Origin of the sequence: Streptomyces sp. DH41, assembly GCF_029813785.1 — a bacterium.
In the GTDB taxonomy this organism is placed as follows: domain Bacteria; phylum Actinomycetota; class Actinomycetes; order Streptomycetales; family Streptomycetaceae; genus Streptomyces.
On sequence record NZ_JARVKY010000027.1, the window covers coordinates 26,633 to 41,058 of the forward strand.

The window sequence follows — 14,426 nt, forward strand, 5'->3', positions numbered from 1 at the left end:
GGGACACTCCGCGGACCGGGCACTCGCCGACCGGGCCGCTCCGTCGGCCAGGCCACTTCTACGTGCGCAGGGGGCGCCGCGCCCTACCGCGACAGTTCCCACATCGCGTACGCGATGGCGTCGCTGTTGCGGTTCAGGGCGGTGTCGTTGATGTTGGCGGTCGTGTCGCAGGACGAGTGGTAGCAGCGGTCGAACGGCTGGCCCGCTGTTCCGCCCCACTTGGCCGCCTGCGCGGACGTCTTCCGGTAGTCGGCGCCGCTGAAGAGGCCGCCGACGGGGACGCCCGCGTTCTTGAAGGGCGCGTGGTCGGAGCGGCCGTCGCCCTGGGTCTCGATCTCCGTGGAGATGCCGAGGCCGGTGAAGTAGTCCTGGAAGGTCCTCTCGATCGTGGGATCGTCGTCGTAGACGAAGTAGCCGGGGTTCGGCGAGCCGATCATGTCGAAGTTCAGGTAGCCGCTGATCTTCGCGCGGTTCGCGGAGCCGAGACTGTTGACGTAGTAGCGGGATCCGACGAGTCCCAGCTCCTCCGCACCCCACCAGGCGAAACGCAGGTGCTTGGCGGGCTGGTGGCCGGACCGGGCCACGGCGAGCGCGGTCTCCAGAACGGCCGCCGAGCCGGAGCCGTTGTCGTTGATGCCGGGGCCGGAGGAGACGCTGTCCAGATGTGACCCGGCCATGACAACCTGATCGGCGTCGCCGCCGGGCCAGTCGGCTATCAGGTTGTAGCCGGTACGCCCGGAGGCGGTGAACCGCTGGACCGTGGTGGTGAATCCGGCCGCGTCCAGCTCCGCCTTCACGTAGTTGAGCGAGGCCTGGTAGCCGGGGCGGCCGTGGGCGCGGTTGCCGCCGTTCGCCGTGGCGATCGACTGCAGCCGCGTCAGGTGGGCCTTGACGTTGGCTATCGGTATGTCGGGCGCGGCGGCGACGGCCGCGGCCTCGGAGGCGTACGCGGACGCGGCCTCGGAGGCGTCGGCGGGTGCGGGCTCGGCGGCGTAGGTGGACGCGGGGTGCCCGGAAGCGGGCGCCGCGCCTGCCACGGATCCGCCGGCCATCAGCGTGGCGGCCGCGACGGCGCCGGCCGTCAGCGCACGCCCGGAAAGGGGGAGCTTCATGTGGGGGGCTCCGGATTCCTAGGGAGTCCCTGGGGAGGGGGCTCCACAGTGAATGGGTGCCTGGATGGTGAGGCCGGGACTGACCCTGCGTCAAGGCCGCTATTCGGCCACGACGTTACGCATATCGGAAACCTCTGGTTCCGGTCCCGGTCCCGCTCCCCGCCGGCCGGGCGTCCCCCTTCTCGCGCCGCCCCTCAGTCGAGTGCGCGTCGCGGGGAACCCGGTTCCTGCCGGTCCTGGCCTCCAGTACGCGCTGGAACGGCGGCCGCCGCCCCCGCCCGGTGCCGCTCTCCTTCCGGCACACCGGAGGCCATGGCCCCCGGCTCCCGCGCGGCGCTCTCCTTGACGGGCGGTACGCCGCCGCCCGTCCGGTCCAGCTGGGCCCTGAGCGTCCGGGCGGTCCGGTGGGCGGTGCGCAGGGCGTCCCAGGTGAGCAGCGTGAGCGCCAGCCAGACCAGGGCGAAACCGGCCCAGCGCTCGGGCGGCATGGCCTCGCCGAAGTAGAAGACGCCGAGCAGGAACTGGAAGACCGGAGCCAGGTACTGCAACAGCCCCAGCGTGGACAGCGGCACGCGGATCGCCGCCGCGCCGAAGCAGACCAGGGGGATCGCGGTGACCACGCCGGTCGCGGCGAGCAGAGCCGCGTGGCCCGCGCCCTCGGTGGTGAAGGTGGAGTCGCCCTGAGCACCGAGCCACAGCAGATAGCCGAGCGCGGGCAGGAACTGGATCGCCGTCTCGGCGGTCAGCGACTCGACACCGCCGAGGTTGACCTTCTTCTTCACCAGGCCGTACGTGGCGAAGGAGAAGGCGAGGCAGAGGGAGATCCACGGCGGCTGGCCGTAGCCGATGGTGAGGACGAGAACGGCCGCGAATCCGGTCCCGACCGCCGCCCACTGCGCGGGGCGCAGCCGCTCCTTCAGCAGCAGCACGCCCATCGCGATGGTGACCAGCGGGTTGATGAAGTACCCGAGCGAGGCCTCGACGACATGGCCGCTGTTGACGGCCCAGATGTAGACGCCCCAGTTGACGGTGATGACCGCGGCGGCCACGGTGACCAGGGCGAGCTTGCGCGGCTGTCGCAGCAGCTCACCCGCCCAGGCCCAGCGCCGTACGAAGAGCAGGGCGACCGCGACGAAGGCCAGGGACCACACCATCCGGTGGGCGAGGATCTCGCCGGCCCCGGCGGGCTTGAGCAGCGGCCAGAACAGCGGGACGAGGCCCCACATCCCGTACGCCGCGAAGCCGTTCACCAGGCCTATTCGCTGCTCACTCCTCGACGACCCGGCCACGGGCACCTCCTTCTCGCGTACGGCATGCGGGGACGGATGCATGCCAGGACGAAGGTAGCGCCGCATCCGCCCGCCTGTCATGCCCGTATCGGCATACGGTCATGACAGGTACGGAGGTCATGACGGGCGGGGCGGATGCGATGGAAGTCAGTCCTGAGTGATGGGGTCAGTACCGAGTGATGGGGTCAGTTCTGGAGGGCGGCGGTGATGGCCTCGGCGAGGGGTGTGGTCGGGCGGCCGGTCAGCCGGGACAGGTCACCGGTGGAGACGACCAGTTCGTCCTTCTCGATGGCGGCGTCCACGCCCGCGAGGACGGCGGCCAGCGGCCCGGGCAGCCCGGCTCCGGCGAGGACGCCGGTGTAGGCCTCGGTGGAGACGGGGCTGTAGACGATCTCCTTGCCGGTCCGCCGGCTCAGCTCGGCCGCGTACTCCGCGAAGTCCCAGGCCTCGTCGCCGCCCAGCTCGTACGACTTGTTCTCGTGACCCTCGCCGGTCAGTACGGCGACGGCGGCGGCCGCGTAGTCGGCGCGGGAGGCGGAGGAGAGCCGGCCCTCGCCGGCCGCCTGGACGACGGCGCCGTGCTCCAGGACCGGGGCGAGCTGCTCGGTGTAGTTCTCGTGGTACCAGCCGTTGCGCAGCAGCACGTACGGCACGCCCGAGCCGACCAGCACCTCCTCGGTGGCGCGGTGATCGTCGGCGAGCGCGGCCGTGAGGCTGCTGGGGGCACTGGTGTAGGCGAGCAGGGCGACACCGGCATTCCTGGCCGCGTCGATCACGACCGTGTGCTGCTGGACGCGGCCCTTGTCGAACTCGTTCCCGGAGATCAGCAGCACCCGGTCGCCGGCCGTGAACAGGTTGTCGAAGGTCTCGGGCGCGTTGTAGTCGGCGACCGCGAGCCGTACGCCACGGGAGGCGAGGTCGGCGGCCTTGTCGCGGTCGCGGACGACCGCGGTGACCTGGTCGGCCGGCACCTTCTCCAGCAGTTGCCGCACGACGTGACGGCCGAGGTGTCCGGTTGCTCCGGTGACGACGATGCTCATGACTTCAGTACTCCTTGTGGGCGGCGTGTGCCACTAACCGTAAAAGATGCGCTAACTGAAGGGAAGTGCCCACTTCAAAGTAAGGTACGTACGTGCGCGTAAGTGTGAGCGTCTGAGGCATCTCCGGAGCCCGAGGCCGAGGGAAGACAGAAAAGAGCCCGGGCGTATCCGCCCGGGCTCTTCCAAGGTGCGAACCTCCGCCGGTCTCAGCCGACGACGGTCCAGGTGTCGCCGCCGGTCAGCAGTGCGGCGAGGTCGCCCTTGCCGTCTCTTTCGATGGCGGTGTCGAGCTGGTCGGTCATGAGGGTGTCGTAGACGGGCCGGTCGACGGAGCGCAGGACGCCGATGGGGGTGTGGTGCAGCGTGTCGGGATCGGCGAGCCGGGAGAGGGCGAAGGCGGTGGTCGGGGACGCGGCGTGCGCGTCGTGGACCAGGATGTCGGCTTCGTTGTCCGCGGTGACGGTGACGACCTTGAGGTCGCCGGTGGCCGGGTCCCGTACGACGCCCTTCGTGCCGTCGGTGCCGAAGCGGATCGGCTGTCCGTGTTCGAGGCGGATGACGGCTTCCTCGGCCCGCTGCTTGTCCTTGAGGGCGTCGAAGGCGCCGTCGTTGAAGATGTTGCAGTTCTGGTAGATCTCGACCAGGGCCGTGCCCGGGTGCTCGGCGGCCTGGCGCAGGACCTCGGTGAGGTGCTTGCGGTCCGAGTCGACGGTCCGGGCGACGAAGGAGGCCTCCGCGCCGATGGCGAGGGAGACGGGGTTGAAGGGTGCGTCCAGTGATCCCATCGGGGTCGACTTGGTGATCTTGCCGACTTCGGAGGTGGGGGAGTACTGGCCCTTGGTCAGGCCGTAGATCCGGTTGTTGAAGAGGAGGATCTTGAGGTTGACGTTGCGGCGCAGGGCGTGGATGAGGTGGTTGCCGCCGATGGAGAGGGCGTCGCCGTCGCCGGTGACGACCCAGACGGACAGGTCGCGGCGGGAGGTGGCCAGACCGGTGGCGATGGCGGGGGCGCGGCCGTGGATGGAGTGCATCCCGTAGGTGTTCATGTAGTACGGGAAGCGGGAGGAGCAGCCGATGCCGGAGACGAAGACGATGTTCTCCCTGGCCAGACCGAGCTGGGGCATGAAGCCCTGCACGGCGGCAAGGACGGCGTAGTCGCCGCAGCCGGGGCACCAGCGCACTTCCTGGTCGGACTTGAAGTCCTTCATGGACTGCTTGCCCTCGGCCCTCGGGACCAGCTTCAGTGCCTCAGCCATCGATGGCCTCCTTCAGGACCGTGGCGAGTTGTTCCGCCTTGAACGGCATGCCGTTGACCTGGTTGTACGACTGGGCGTCGATGAGGTACTTCGCCCGGATCAGGGTGGCGAGCTGGCCGAGGTTCATCTCGGGGATCACCACCTTGTCGTACCTCTTCAGCACCGTGCCGAGGTTGTGCGGGAAGGGGTTGAGGTGGCGCAGGTGGGCCTGCGCGACGGCCTCGCCGGCACCGCGCAGCCGGCGCACGGCGGCCGTGATCGGCCCGTACGTCGAACCCCAGCCCAGGACCAGGGTCCGCGCGCCGTCCGGGTCGTCGACCTCGACGTCGGGGACGTCGATGCCGTCGATCTTGGCCTGGCGGGTGCGGACCATGAAGTCGTGGTTGGCCGGGTCGTAGGAGATGTTCCCGGTGCCGTCCTGCTTCTCGATACCGCCGATCCGGTGCTCCAGACCGGGGGTGCCCGGCACCGCCCAGGGGCGGGCGAGGGTGTGCGGGTCGCGCTTGTAGGGCCAGAACACCTCGGCGCCGTCGGCCAGGGTGTGGTTCGGTCCCTGCGCGAACCGCACCGCGAGATCCGGCAGCTCGTCGGTCTCCGGGATCCGCCACGGCTCGCTGCCGTTGGCCAGATACCCGTCGGAGAGCAGGAAGACCGGCGTGCGGTACGTCAGCGCGATCCGTGCCGCCTCCAGCGCCGCGTCGAAGCAGTCCGCCGGGGTGCGCGGCGCGACGACCGGGACCGGTGCCTCGCCGTTGCGCCCGTACATCGCCTGCAGCAGATCCGCCTGCTCCGTCTTGGTCGGCAGGCCGGTCGACGGCCCGCCGCGCTGGATGTCCACGACCAGCAGCGGCAGCTCCAGCGACACCGCCAGCCCGATCGTCTCGGACTTCAGGGCCACACCGGGGCCGCTGGTCGTGGTGACGGCGAGCGAACCGCCGAACGCCGCGCCCAGCGCCGCGCCGATCCCGGCGATCTCGTCCTCGGCCTGGAAGCTCCGTACACCGAAGTTCTTGTGCTTCGACAGTTCGTGCAGGATGTCGGAGGCCGGGGTGATGGGGTAGGAGCCGAGGAAGAGCGGCAGGTCGGCCTGGCGGGATGCGGCGATCAGTCCGTAGGCCAGCGCCAGGTTCCCGGAGATGTTGCGGTAGGTACCCGGCGGGAACGCCTTGGCCGCCGGAGCCACCTCGTAGGAGACCGCGAAGTCCTCCGTGGTCTCACCGAAGTTCCAGCCCGCCCGGTACGCCGCGATGTTCGCCGCCGCGATGTCGGGCTTCTTCGCGAACTTGGCCCGCAGGAACTTCTCCGTGCCCTCGGTGGGCCGGTGGTACATCCAGCTCAGCAGCCCGAGCGCGAACATGTTCTTGCTGCGCTCGGCCTCCTTGCGGGTGAGGTCGAACTCCTTGAGGGCCTCGACGGTCAGGGTGGTCAACGGCACCGGATGCAGGTGATAACCGTCGAGAGAACCGTCCTCCAGCGGCGAGGTGTCGTAGCCGACCTTCTGCATCGCGCGCTTGGTGAACTCGTCGGTGTTGACGATGATCTCCGCGCCGCGCGGCAGGTCGTCGATGTTCGCCCTCAACGCGGCCGGGTTCATCGCGACCAGCACGTTCGGCGCGTCACCGGGGGTGAGGATGTCGTGGTCGGCGAAGTGCAGCTGGAAGGACGAGACACCCGGCAGGGTGCCGGCGGGTGCCCGGATCTCGGCCGGGAAGTTCGGCAGCGTCGACAGGTCATTGCCGAACGACGCGGTCTCCGAGGTGAAACGGTCCCCGGTAAGCTGCATACCGTCGCCCGAGTCCCCCGCGAACCGGATGATCACCCGGTCCAGCCGGCGGACGTCCTTCGTCCCGCCCGGTTTACGCTGCTCTGCTACGACGGATCCGTCGGCTTGCTCCGCTGGGCTGCTGACCTGGCTGGTCACTGAACTGGACCTCCCTCGAGGCGGCTGTCAGGGGACTGATCTCCCACCGACCGTCCCGGGATCAACCCTACGTCCGCATGGGTTGACTTCCGGTGGACATTCGCATGATGGACACGACTCGGCGATGGCCCGCCGCACTGGCATTCCACGGTTTTCCGCCCCCCGGCACTCGTGTGGTTCGTGAAGACGCACCCTGTTCGTGCTCCGTGCTCCGTGCTCCGTGCTCCGTGCTCCGTGCTTCGGTCTCTCTTGCGTTCGGACGGGTCTGGCCGGGCCGCCCGGCCCGACAGCCGTTGTGAGGGGTGGACCGCTGAGATCAGGAATTGAGATACGTGAGTACGGCGAGCACCCGCCGGTGATCGCCGTCGCTCGGGGACAGCCCCAGCTTCATGAAGATGTTGCTGACGTGCTTCTCGACGGCCCCGTCGCTCACGACGAGTTGCCGGGCGATCGCCGAGTTCGTCCGGCCCTCGGCCATGAGCCCCAGAACCTCCCGCTCACGGGGTGTCAGCCCCGCGAGGACGTCCTGCTTGCGGCTGCGCCCGAGCAACTGCGCGACCACCTCCGGGTCCAGGGCCGTACCGCCCTGGGCCACGCGAACCACCGCGTCCACGAACTCCCGCACCTCGGCCACCCGGTCCTTGAGCAGGTACCCGACGCCACGACTGGAGCCCGCCAGCAGTTCCGTGGCGTAGCGCTCCTCCACGTACTGGGACAGCACCAGTACGCCGAGGCCGGGGTGTGCCTTGCGCAGCTGCACCGAGGCGCGCACGCCCTCGTCGGTGTGTGTCGGCGGCATCCGTACGTCCGCCACCACGACGTCCGGCAGCTCGCCCTGCGCGTCCAGCTCGGTGATGGTCTTGATCAGTGCCCCGCCGTCACCGACACCGGCGACGACCTCGTGCCCGCGGTCGGTCAACAACCGGGTCAACCCTTCCCTGAGCAGCACTGAATCCTCGGCGATGACCACCCGCACCCTGTCCTCCACGATCTTCGGCCCCCCACAGCCCGCCCACACCTCGCGGTCCGCGCGGCCCACGCCGCGTTCACGGACCGTCCGTGCGACAGGTCCAGCATTCCACCATCGGAGGCCGGATGGGCTCGTGCAGCGGGAAGACGACGGGAAGACCGGTGCGCCAGTCCGGGTCCGGCTGCTCAGTGGCCGGTTTCCGATCATGCCGCCGCGCCCGGGCAAGGTGGGTGCGGCGCGGAGGCCTCGCGGGGGCTTTCAGCGGCGGCTTCGGCGGTGGGCTTCGGTGGCGGTCTGAGTGGCGGCTTCGGTGGCGGTCTGTGCGGCGGCTTCGGTGGAGGGCCTGAGCGGCGGCTTCAGGAAGCGGGCCTCAGCGGCGGGGGACGCGGTGCCTCACCGGGCCACCGACTCGCTCCGCCACGGCAGCTCCGCCGTCACCCGCGTCGGTCCGCCGGCCGGCGAGTCCACCACGAGAATCCCGTCCACCGCGTCGAGCCGCTCCGCCAGTCCCGCCAGTCCCGACCCGGCGGACACGGCCGCCCCGCCCACGCCGTTGTCCACGACTTGGAGCATCAGCCGGTTCTCCACCCGCCAGACCTCCACGGCGGCCGACGTGGCCCGCGCGTGCTTGCTGATGTTCTGCAGCAACTCCGACACCGTGAAGTACGCGATCCCCTCGATCGCCGACACCGGTCGCTCCGTCAGGTCGACCTCGACCCGCACCGGCACGGCACAGCGCGAGGCGACCGCCGACAGTGCCGCGTCCAGGCCACGGTCGGTCAGGACGGCCGGATGGATGCCCCGGGCCAGGTCCCGCAGTTCCTGGAGGGCCGTCTTCACCTCGCCGTGTGCCTCGTCCACCATCACCGCCGCCGCACGCGGGTCCTCCCGGAGCTTCTCCTTGGCAAGGCCCAGGTCCATGGCCAGGTTGACCAGGCGGGCCTGGGCTCCGTCGTGCAGGTCGCGTTCGATGCGCCGCAGGTCAGCTGCCGCCGTGTCCACCACGACCCCCCGGTCCGACTCCAGCTCCACCACCCGCGTCGCCAGTCGCGACGGTCCGAGCAGCCCGTGCACCATCAACCGGTCCACCGTCGTCAGCGCCCGGACGATCCAGGGCGTCGCCAGCGCGAACAGCAGTCCGACCAGCGCGGTCACGGTGATCTCGAAAGGGTTGTCCAGGTAGACCCGGTGCGTCTGGTCGCCGTACAGCTGGAGTCCGTCCTGGCCGGCGTACATCGGGAAGACCCAGAACCACACCGGGTACGTCAGCATCGCCCAGCCGAACGCCCAGACGCTCACAGCGACGACGAACGAGAAGACCGACCACGGGAACTGCAGCACCGCGTACAGCAGGCTCCGCCAGGAGGCGCCGCTCTTCAGCACGGCTCCTGTCCAGCCCATCGCGCCCCGCTTCTTCAGCCGCAGCGGCTCCGGGTCGGACACCTTGAGACCCAGCAGCACGCGGGCCCGTGCCCTTTCCACCGCGCCGAGGCCGCGGCACCCGGCGAGTGCGGCGGCCAGCACCGGCACGCCCAGGAAGGTCACCAGCAGGCCCGCTCCGAGCGCCGTCATCGTGATGGCGTACGTGAAGAGCAGGATGCCCATCGGCAGGCTCAGCAGCACGTAGCCGAACTCCCGCCAGCTGCGTGCCTCGAAAGGGGCCCGCAGCCCTGCCGGCAGCCGGTGGCGACGCGCACCGGCGTCCTCGGGGAAGCCGGGCCCGCTCCCGAACCCGTAACTCTGTCCGTATTCCGTGGCCATCGGTGCCGTCCTTCTCCTCGTCGTACGGCTGTGCTCTCGTAACTCCACCCTCCTCGACCGCACACCCACGGGCCATGGAGCTCGTCGGCGTCTCGGAAGGGGGGTTTTCCCCACCCCCGGGAGACAGGGGTGGGGCAGGGGCGGGGCAGCGGTGGGGCGGGGCTGTGTCCGTCACCTCGTGGCGGACGCGCGAGAGGCCTTCTCGGCGTTCTCGCGGTCGCGCCACGGCAGCTCGGCCGTGACCGCTGTCGGGCCGCCTTCCGGCGAGTCGACGACGAAGAGACCGTCGACGGCGGTCAGCCGGTCGGCGAGGCCCTTCATCCCGGTACCGCCGTCGAGACGCGCGCCCCCGCGGCCGTCGTCCCCCACCTGTATGAGCAGTCGGTCGGACGACCGCCAGACCTCGACGGAGGCGGACTTCGCCCCGCTGTGCTTGCTGATGTTCTGGAGCAGTTCCGAGACGGTGAAGTAGGCGATGCCCTCGATGGCCGCCGCGGGACGCTCCGCCAGGTCGACGGTCACCTTGACCGGCACGGTGCAGCGGGAGGCGACCGAGGAGAGTGCCGCGTCCAGGCCCCGGTCGGTCAGGACGGCGGGATGGATGCCGCGCGCCAGGTCCCGCAGCTCCTGAAGGGCCAGCTTCACCTCGCCGTGCGCCTCGTCGACCATGGCAGCCGCCGCGTCCGGGTCCTCCAGGAGCTTCTCCTTGGCCAGACCCAGTCCCATGGCCAGGTTGACCAGGCGGGCCTGTGCCCCGTCGTGCAGATCGCGCTCGATGCGCCTCAGGTCGGCCGCCGCCGTGTCCACGACGACCCCCCGGTCCGACTCCAGCTCGGCGATCCGCCGCTCCAGCTCGTCGGACGGGGACAGCAGCCCGCGCACCATCGCCCGGTCGGCGTTCGCCAGGCCCCGCGCGATGAACGGCAGCACCGGCCACAGAACGAACAGCGACGTCAACGTGATGACGAAGGTGAGGATGCCCCACGGGAGCCGTATGAAGTCGTAGAGGACGGTGCGCCAGCCCACCGGGTCCTTCAACGACATCCACAGCTGTGCGAAGAACCCGTCCCCGCTCCGCCACGGCAGCCGGCTCGGCTCGTCCACCCGCACTCCGAGCAGTGCCCGGGCCCGGGCCCGCTCCAACTTGCCCAGTTGCCGCGCGCCCAGCAGTCCGGCCGCCAGCAGCGGGAGCCCGATCACCGTGACCGTCAACCCGACGCCCACGGCCAGCATCGTCACGACGTAGGTGAATCCGATCAGCGACGCCGGGAAGTTCGCCAGCAGGTGGGCGACCTCCTTCCAGGTGTGCCGGTCGTATGCGAGACGGGCCGGCGGCAGGCGGTCGCCGGTCGCTGCGCCGGTGATCCCGGCGGGGCTCGATGTCGAGAGGCGTTCGGTCATACGAGTCAGCGTGCCGTGTGGCGCGGCGCCGCGCCATGAGGTGGACCGCCGGGATGCACTGAGGAAAACCCCACCCCCGCGTATCAAGGTGCGACGGGCTGCTTACCGTCTCTTTATCAGGCCCTAGACTCCCGTGCGTACAGATCGTCGAACAGCAGCGTTCAGGACAGGGAGCGAGGGACGCACGTGCCGGAACCGACCGTCGGCGATGTGACCGCCGTCGATGTACCCGTCACCGACGCGACCGTCGGGCTCGCCGCGGACTATTTCCAGTCCTACTCGGTCGTCGGGCTGCTCGCCGTCGTCGGCGTGCTCTTCGTCGCCGTCGCCTTCGGCGCCGGACGCCTGCTGCGGCCCGTGGTCCCGACGCCCGAGAAACTGCTGACCTACGAGTGCGGGGTCGACCCCGTCGGTGACGGCTGGGCGCACACCCAGGTCCGCTACTACGTCTACGCGTTCCTCTACGTCATCTTCGCGGTGGACTCGATCTTCCTCTTCCCCTGGGCGACGGTCTTCGCCGACCCCGGTTACGGCGCGACGACCCTCGTGGAGATGTTCATCTTCCTCGGCTTCCTCGCCGTGGGCCTGTTGTACGCATACAAGAAGGGCGTCCTGTCGTGGACGTGAACCCCTCCGAACCCGTGCTGCTCCCCGAGCCCAAGAGGCTGGGCGCACTCTCGCGCCTCGCCCCCGAGCCGATGAAGGTCGTCCTGAACTGGGGCCGCCGGTACTCGCTCTGGGTCTTCAACTTCGGCCTCGCCTGCTGCGCCATCGAGTTCATCGCCGCGTCGATGGCCCGCCACGACTTCATCCGGCTCGGCGTCATCCCGTTCGCGCCGGGCCCCCGCCAGGCCGACCTGATGGTGGTCTCGGGCACGGTGACCGACAAGATGGCGCCGGCTGTCAAGCGCCTGTACGAGCAGATGCCGGAGCCGAAGTACGTCATCTCCTTCGGCGCCTGCTCCAACTGCGGCGGCCCCTACTGGGACTCCTACTCCGTGACCAAGGGCGTCGACCAGATCATCCCGGTCGACGTCTACGTTCCCGGCTGCCCACCGCGTCCCGAGGCGCTGCTCCAGGGGATCCTGAAGCTCCAGGAGAAGATCGCGCGGGAGTCGCTGGGGGAGCGGTACGGCACCTCGCCCCGGCCGTCGACGGCCGCGCTGCAGAGCGGCCTGGTCCGGCCACCGGCCCCTGACTCCGGCCCTGCCCCTGGCTCCGGCCCTGCCCCTGGCTCCGGCCCGGACACGATCCCGGAGTCGGGCTCGGACTCGGGGGAGGCACGATGACCGCGGTCGGCTGGCTGCCCGCCGACGCCGGGGAACTCTTCGGCACCGAGGCCACGGCCGAGGAGTCGTACGACGTCCTCACCGTGGACGTGCCACCCGCCTCCTGGATCTCCGCCCTGGAGACCGCGCGCGACCGGCTGGGCTGCACGTATTTCGACTGGCTGAGCGCGGTCGATGAACCGGGCACGGGTTTTCGTGTCGCGGCGCACGTCGTGGCGCTCGGACCGGTGCGCCGACTGCTGCTGCGTACGACGGTTCCGCACGAGTCCCCGGTCCTGCCGACCGCCGTCGCGGTGTACGCGGGCGCGGCCTGGCACGAGCGGGAGACCCACGAGATGTTCGGCGTGGTCTTCCAGGACCACCCCGCGCTGGACCACCTGCTCCTGCCGGAGAACTTCGAGGGCCATCCGCTGCGGAAGGACTTCGTTCTCGCCGCCCGCGTCGCCAAGGCCTGGCCCGGGGCGAAGGAGCCCGGTGAGTCCGACCACGGCGGCCCCCGACGCCGCCAGATGCTGCCGCCGGGTGTTCCCGATCCCAATGAGTGGGGCCCGCTGAAGGGTCGGCTCCCTGCCGCTCCGGCCCGCCCGGCACGCGGGGCGGCGCGGGCGGCGGGGGCGCCGGGGGAGCGTCCGGCCCGCGCGGCGGGGGAGCGTCCGGCCCGTCGCACCCGCACGGCCGGCGAGGGCTCCGCCAGCCAGACGGCCACCGGCACCGACGCCCCGGCCTCTCCGCGCCGTTCCCGTACGGCGGCGGAGGGATCCGCCAGTCAGACGCTCCCGGCGGCCGAGCCCTCGGCTGCCCCGCCGGCCCGGCGGGCGCGGAGCGCGAGCGAGGGCTCCGCCTCCCAGCGGACGGGCGCTCCGACGGACGAGCCCACAGCGGAGACCACGGCTGAGCGGGGCTCGGCCGGGCAGGACGCCGATGGGGCGGCCGCTCCGCCGACCGGACGTGCGCGCAGCGCCGGCGAAGGCTCGGCGTCGCAGCGGGCCGGGGCAGGCGGCAGTGGCTCCACGGGTTCCCGGCGTACCCGGAGCGCGTCGGAGGGCTCCGCGAGCCGGCGCTCCGCCTCCGGCACCGGGACGCCGGACGGGACGGCTTCCGGCCCCGCCACCCCTGTCGGCGACGACACCGCCACGTCCCCGCACACCGAGGAACCGGCCCCGAAGGCGGCACCCTCCGTACCCCGCAGCCCGGACGCCCCGTGGCACCACGCCCGCCCTGCCTACGCAGAACCCGAGTCCGAGACCGGCGCCTCCGAAGACCCCGACGAGCCCGGACCTTCCGACGAGCCCGGACCTTCCGACGAGCCCGGACCTTCCGACGAGTCCGGCACCTCCGAGACCTCTGACGGCCCCGGTGGCTCCGACAACCCCCAGAACAAGAACCGCCCGGACTCCTCAGGAGGCTCGCAGTGAACGACGTGCTGGACGTCACCCTGCGCCTCCTGATCGTCTTCGTCGTCTTCCTCACCTTCCCCCTGATCGTCGGCCAGACCGAGCACAAGGTGATGGCGCACATGCAGGGCCGCCTCGGCCCGATGCACGCCGGCGGCTTCCATGGCTGGGCGCAGCTCGTCGCGGACGGCGTGAAGTTCGCGCAGAAGGAGGACGTGGTCCCCGCCGACGCGGACCGCCGCATCTTCCAACTGGCCCCCGCCGTGGCCCTCCTGCCCTACCTCCTGGTTCTCCTGGCCATCCCCGTCGGCCCCGGAGAAGGCGCGGTCGGTCAGGTCATCGACGCGGGCATCTTCTTCGTCCTCGCCGTCATGGGTGTGGGTGTCCTCGGCTCGCTCATGGCCGGCTGGTCCTCCGCCAACAAGTTCTCCCTTCTCGGCGGCCTGCGCACCGCCGCCCAGCTCCTCGCGTACGAACTCCCGATGCTGCTCACCGCTGCCTCGGTGGCGATGGCGGCCGGCACCGTCTCGCTCGTCGGCATCCTCGACGCCTTCGAGTGGTGGTGGCTGCCCTGGCAGATCGTCGGCGCGATCGTCTTCTTCGTCGCCGGGCTGGCCGAACTGCAACGGCCCCCGTTCGACATGCCCGTCGCCGACTCGGAGATCATCTTCGGCGCCTACACCGAGTACACCGGCCTGCGCTTCGCCCTGTTCCTCCTCGCCGAGTACGCCGGGATCGTCGTCCTGTGCGGTCTGACCACCGTCCTCTTCCTGGGTGGCTGGCACGGGCCGTGGGGTGCCGACGGCCTCGGCTGGGTGTGGACCCTGCTGAAAACGGCCGTCCTGGCCTTCGTCGTGATCTGGCTGCGGGTGACCTACCCGCGCCTGCGCGAGGACCAGCTCCAGAAGCTGTCCTGGACCCTCCTCGTCCCCCTCTCCCTCGCCCAGATCGCCCTCACCGGCATCGTCAAGGTGGTGATCCAGTAACCGTGTC

The 14,426-nt window shown here is 70.7% G+C and carries 12 protein-coding genes; 4 read left to right on the top strand and 8 right to left on the bottom strand.

Translation table 11 applies throughout. The features are described 5' to 3' along the window. Window positions 1-83 precede the first annotated feature (83 nt). The 8 genes from QC283_RS32785 to QC283_RS32820 all read right to left on the bottom strand — a co-directional run bounded on the left by QC283_RS32785 (window position 84) and on the right by QC283_RS32820 (window position 10,750). A complete protein-coding gene (locus QC283_RS32785) occupies window positions 84-1,112 on the bottom strand; it encodes a M28 family metallopeptidase (RefSeq protein ID WP_279565392.1) in 1,029 nt (342 codons plus the stop codon). Window positions 1,113-1,306: 194 nt separating this feature from the next. Beyond that, window positions 1,307-2,401, bottom strand: coding sequence for an EamA family transporter RarD (gene rarD, locus QC283_RS32790; RefSeq protein WP_279565453.1), 1,095 nt, complete (start codon window positions 2,399-2,401; stop codon window positions 1,307-1,309). A 185-nt stretch (window positions 2,402-2,586) separates the two neighbouring features. Continuing rightward, window positions 2,587-3,441 carry an SDR family oxidoreductase gene (locus tag QC283_RS32795; RefSeq protein WP_279565393.1) on the bottom strand — a complete coding sequence of 285 codons (855 nt, stop codon included), beginning with the start codon at window positions 3,439-3,441 and terminating at the stop codon, window positions 2,587-2,589. Window positions 3,442-3,647: 206 nt separating this feature from the next. Continuing rightward, window positions 3,648-4,697 carry a 2-oxoacid:ferredoxin oxidoreductase subunit beta gene (locus tag QC283_RS32800; RefSeq protein WP_279565394.1) on the bottom strand — a complete coding sequence of 350 codons (1,050 nt, stop codon included), beginning with the start codon at window positions 4,695-4,697 and terminating at the stop codon, window positions 3,648-3,650. Next, window positions 4,690-6,618, bottom strand: a complete 1,929-nt coding sequence (locus QC283_RS32805; RefSeq protein ID WP_279565395.1) for a 2-oxoacid:acceptor oxidoreductase subunit alpha — start codon at window positions 6,616-6,618, stop codon at window positions 4,690-4,692. Before QC283_RS32805 ends, QC283_RS32800 begins: the two co-directional genes overlap by 8 nt. A 316-nt stretch (window positions 6,619-6,934) precedes the next feature. Further along, window positions 6,935-7,594 carry a response regulator transcription factor gene (locus QC283_RS32810; protein ID WP_279565454.1) on the bottom strand — a complete coding sequence of 220 codons (660 nt, stop codon included), beginning with the start codon at window positions 7,592-7,594 and terminating at the stop codon, window positions 6,935-6,937. Window positions 7,595-7,981: 387 nt separating this feature from the next. Next, the gene (locus QC283_RS32815; protein ID WP_279565396.1) at window positions 7,982-9,349 is read right to left on the bottom strand and encodes a sensor histidine kinase; all 1,368 of its coding nucleotides are present in this window, start codon (window positions 9,347-9,349) and stop codon (window positions 7,982-7,984) included. Between the two features lie 171 nt (window positions 9,350-9,520). Next, window positions 9,521-10,750 (bottom strand): sensor histidine kinase, encoded by a 1,230-nt coding sequence (locus QC283_RS32820; RefSeq protein ID WP_279565397.1) that lies wholly within the window; start codon window positions 10,748-10,750, stop codon window positions 9,521-9,523. Window positions 10,751-10,936: 186 nt separating this feature from the next. Between QC283_RS32820 and QC283_RS32825 the strand changes: the two genes are divergently transcribed. Genes QC283_RS32825 through QC283_RS32840 form a run of 4 tightly spaced genes read left to right on the top strand, consistent with a single transcriptional unit; the run spans window position 10,937 to window position 14,419 of the window. After that, the gene (locus QC283_RS32825) at window positions 10,937-11,377 is read left to right on the top strand and encodes an NADH-quinone oxidoreductase subunit A (protein WP_279565398.1); all 441 of its coding nucleotides are present in this window, start codon (window positions 10,937-10,939) and stop codon (window positions 11,375-11,377) included. Further along, entirely contained in the window at window positions 11,368-12,039 is a 672-nt protein-coding gene (locus QC283_RS32830) for an NADH-quinone oxidoreductase subunit B (protein WP_279565399.1), read from the top strand. The genes QC283_RS32825 and QC283_RS32830 overlap by 10 nt, the downstream gene beginning before the upstream one ends. Further along, on the top strand, window positions 12,036-13,454 hold the full coding sequence (locus QC283_RS32835; RefSeq protein WP_279565400.1) for an NADH-quinone oxidoreductase subunit C: 1,419 nt from the start codon (window positions 12,036-12,038) through the stop codon (window positions 13,452-13,454). Before QC283_RS32830 ends, QC283_RS32835 begins: the two co-directional genes overlap by 4 nt. Then, complete coding sequence (locus tag QC283_RS32840; RefSeq protein ID WP_279565401.1) at window positions 13,451-14,419, top strand: complex I subunit 1/NuoH family protein; 969 nt, start codon at window positions 13,451-13,453, stop codon at window positions 14,417-14,419. Before QC283_RS32835 ends, QC283_RS32840 begins: the two co-directional genes overlap by 4 nt. Window positions 14,420-14,426: the final 7 nt, after the last annotated feature.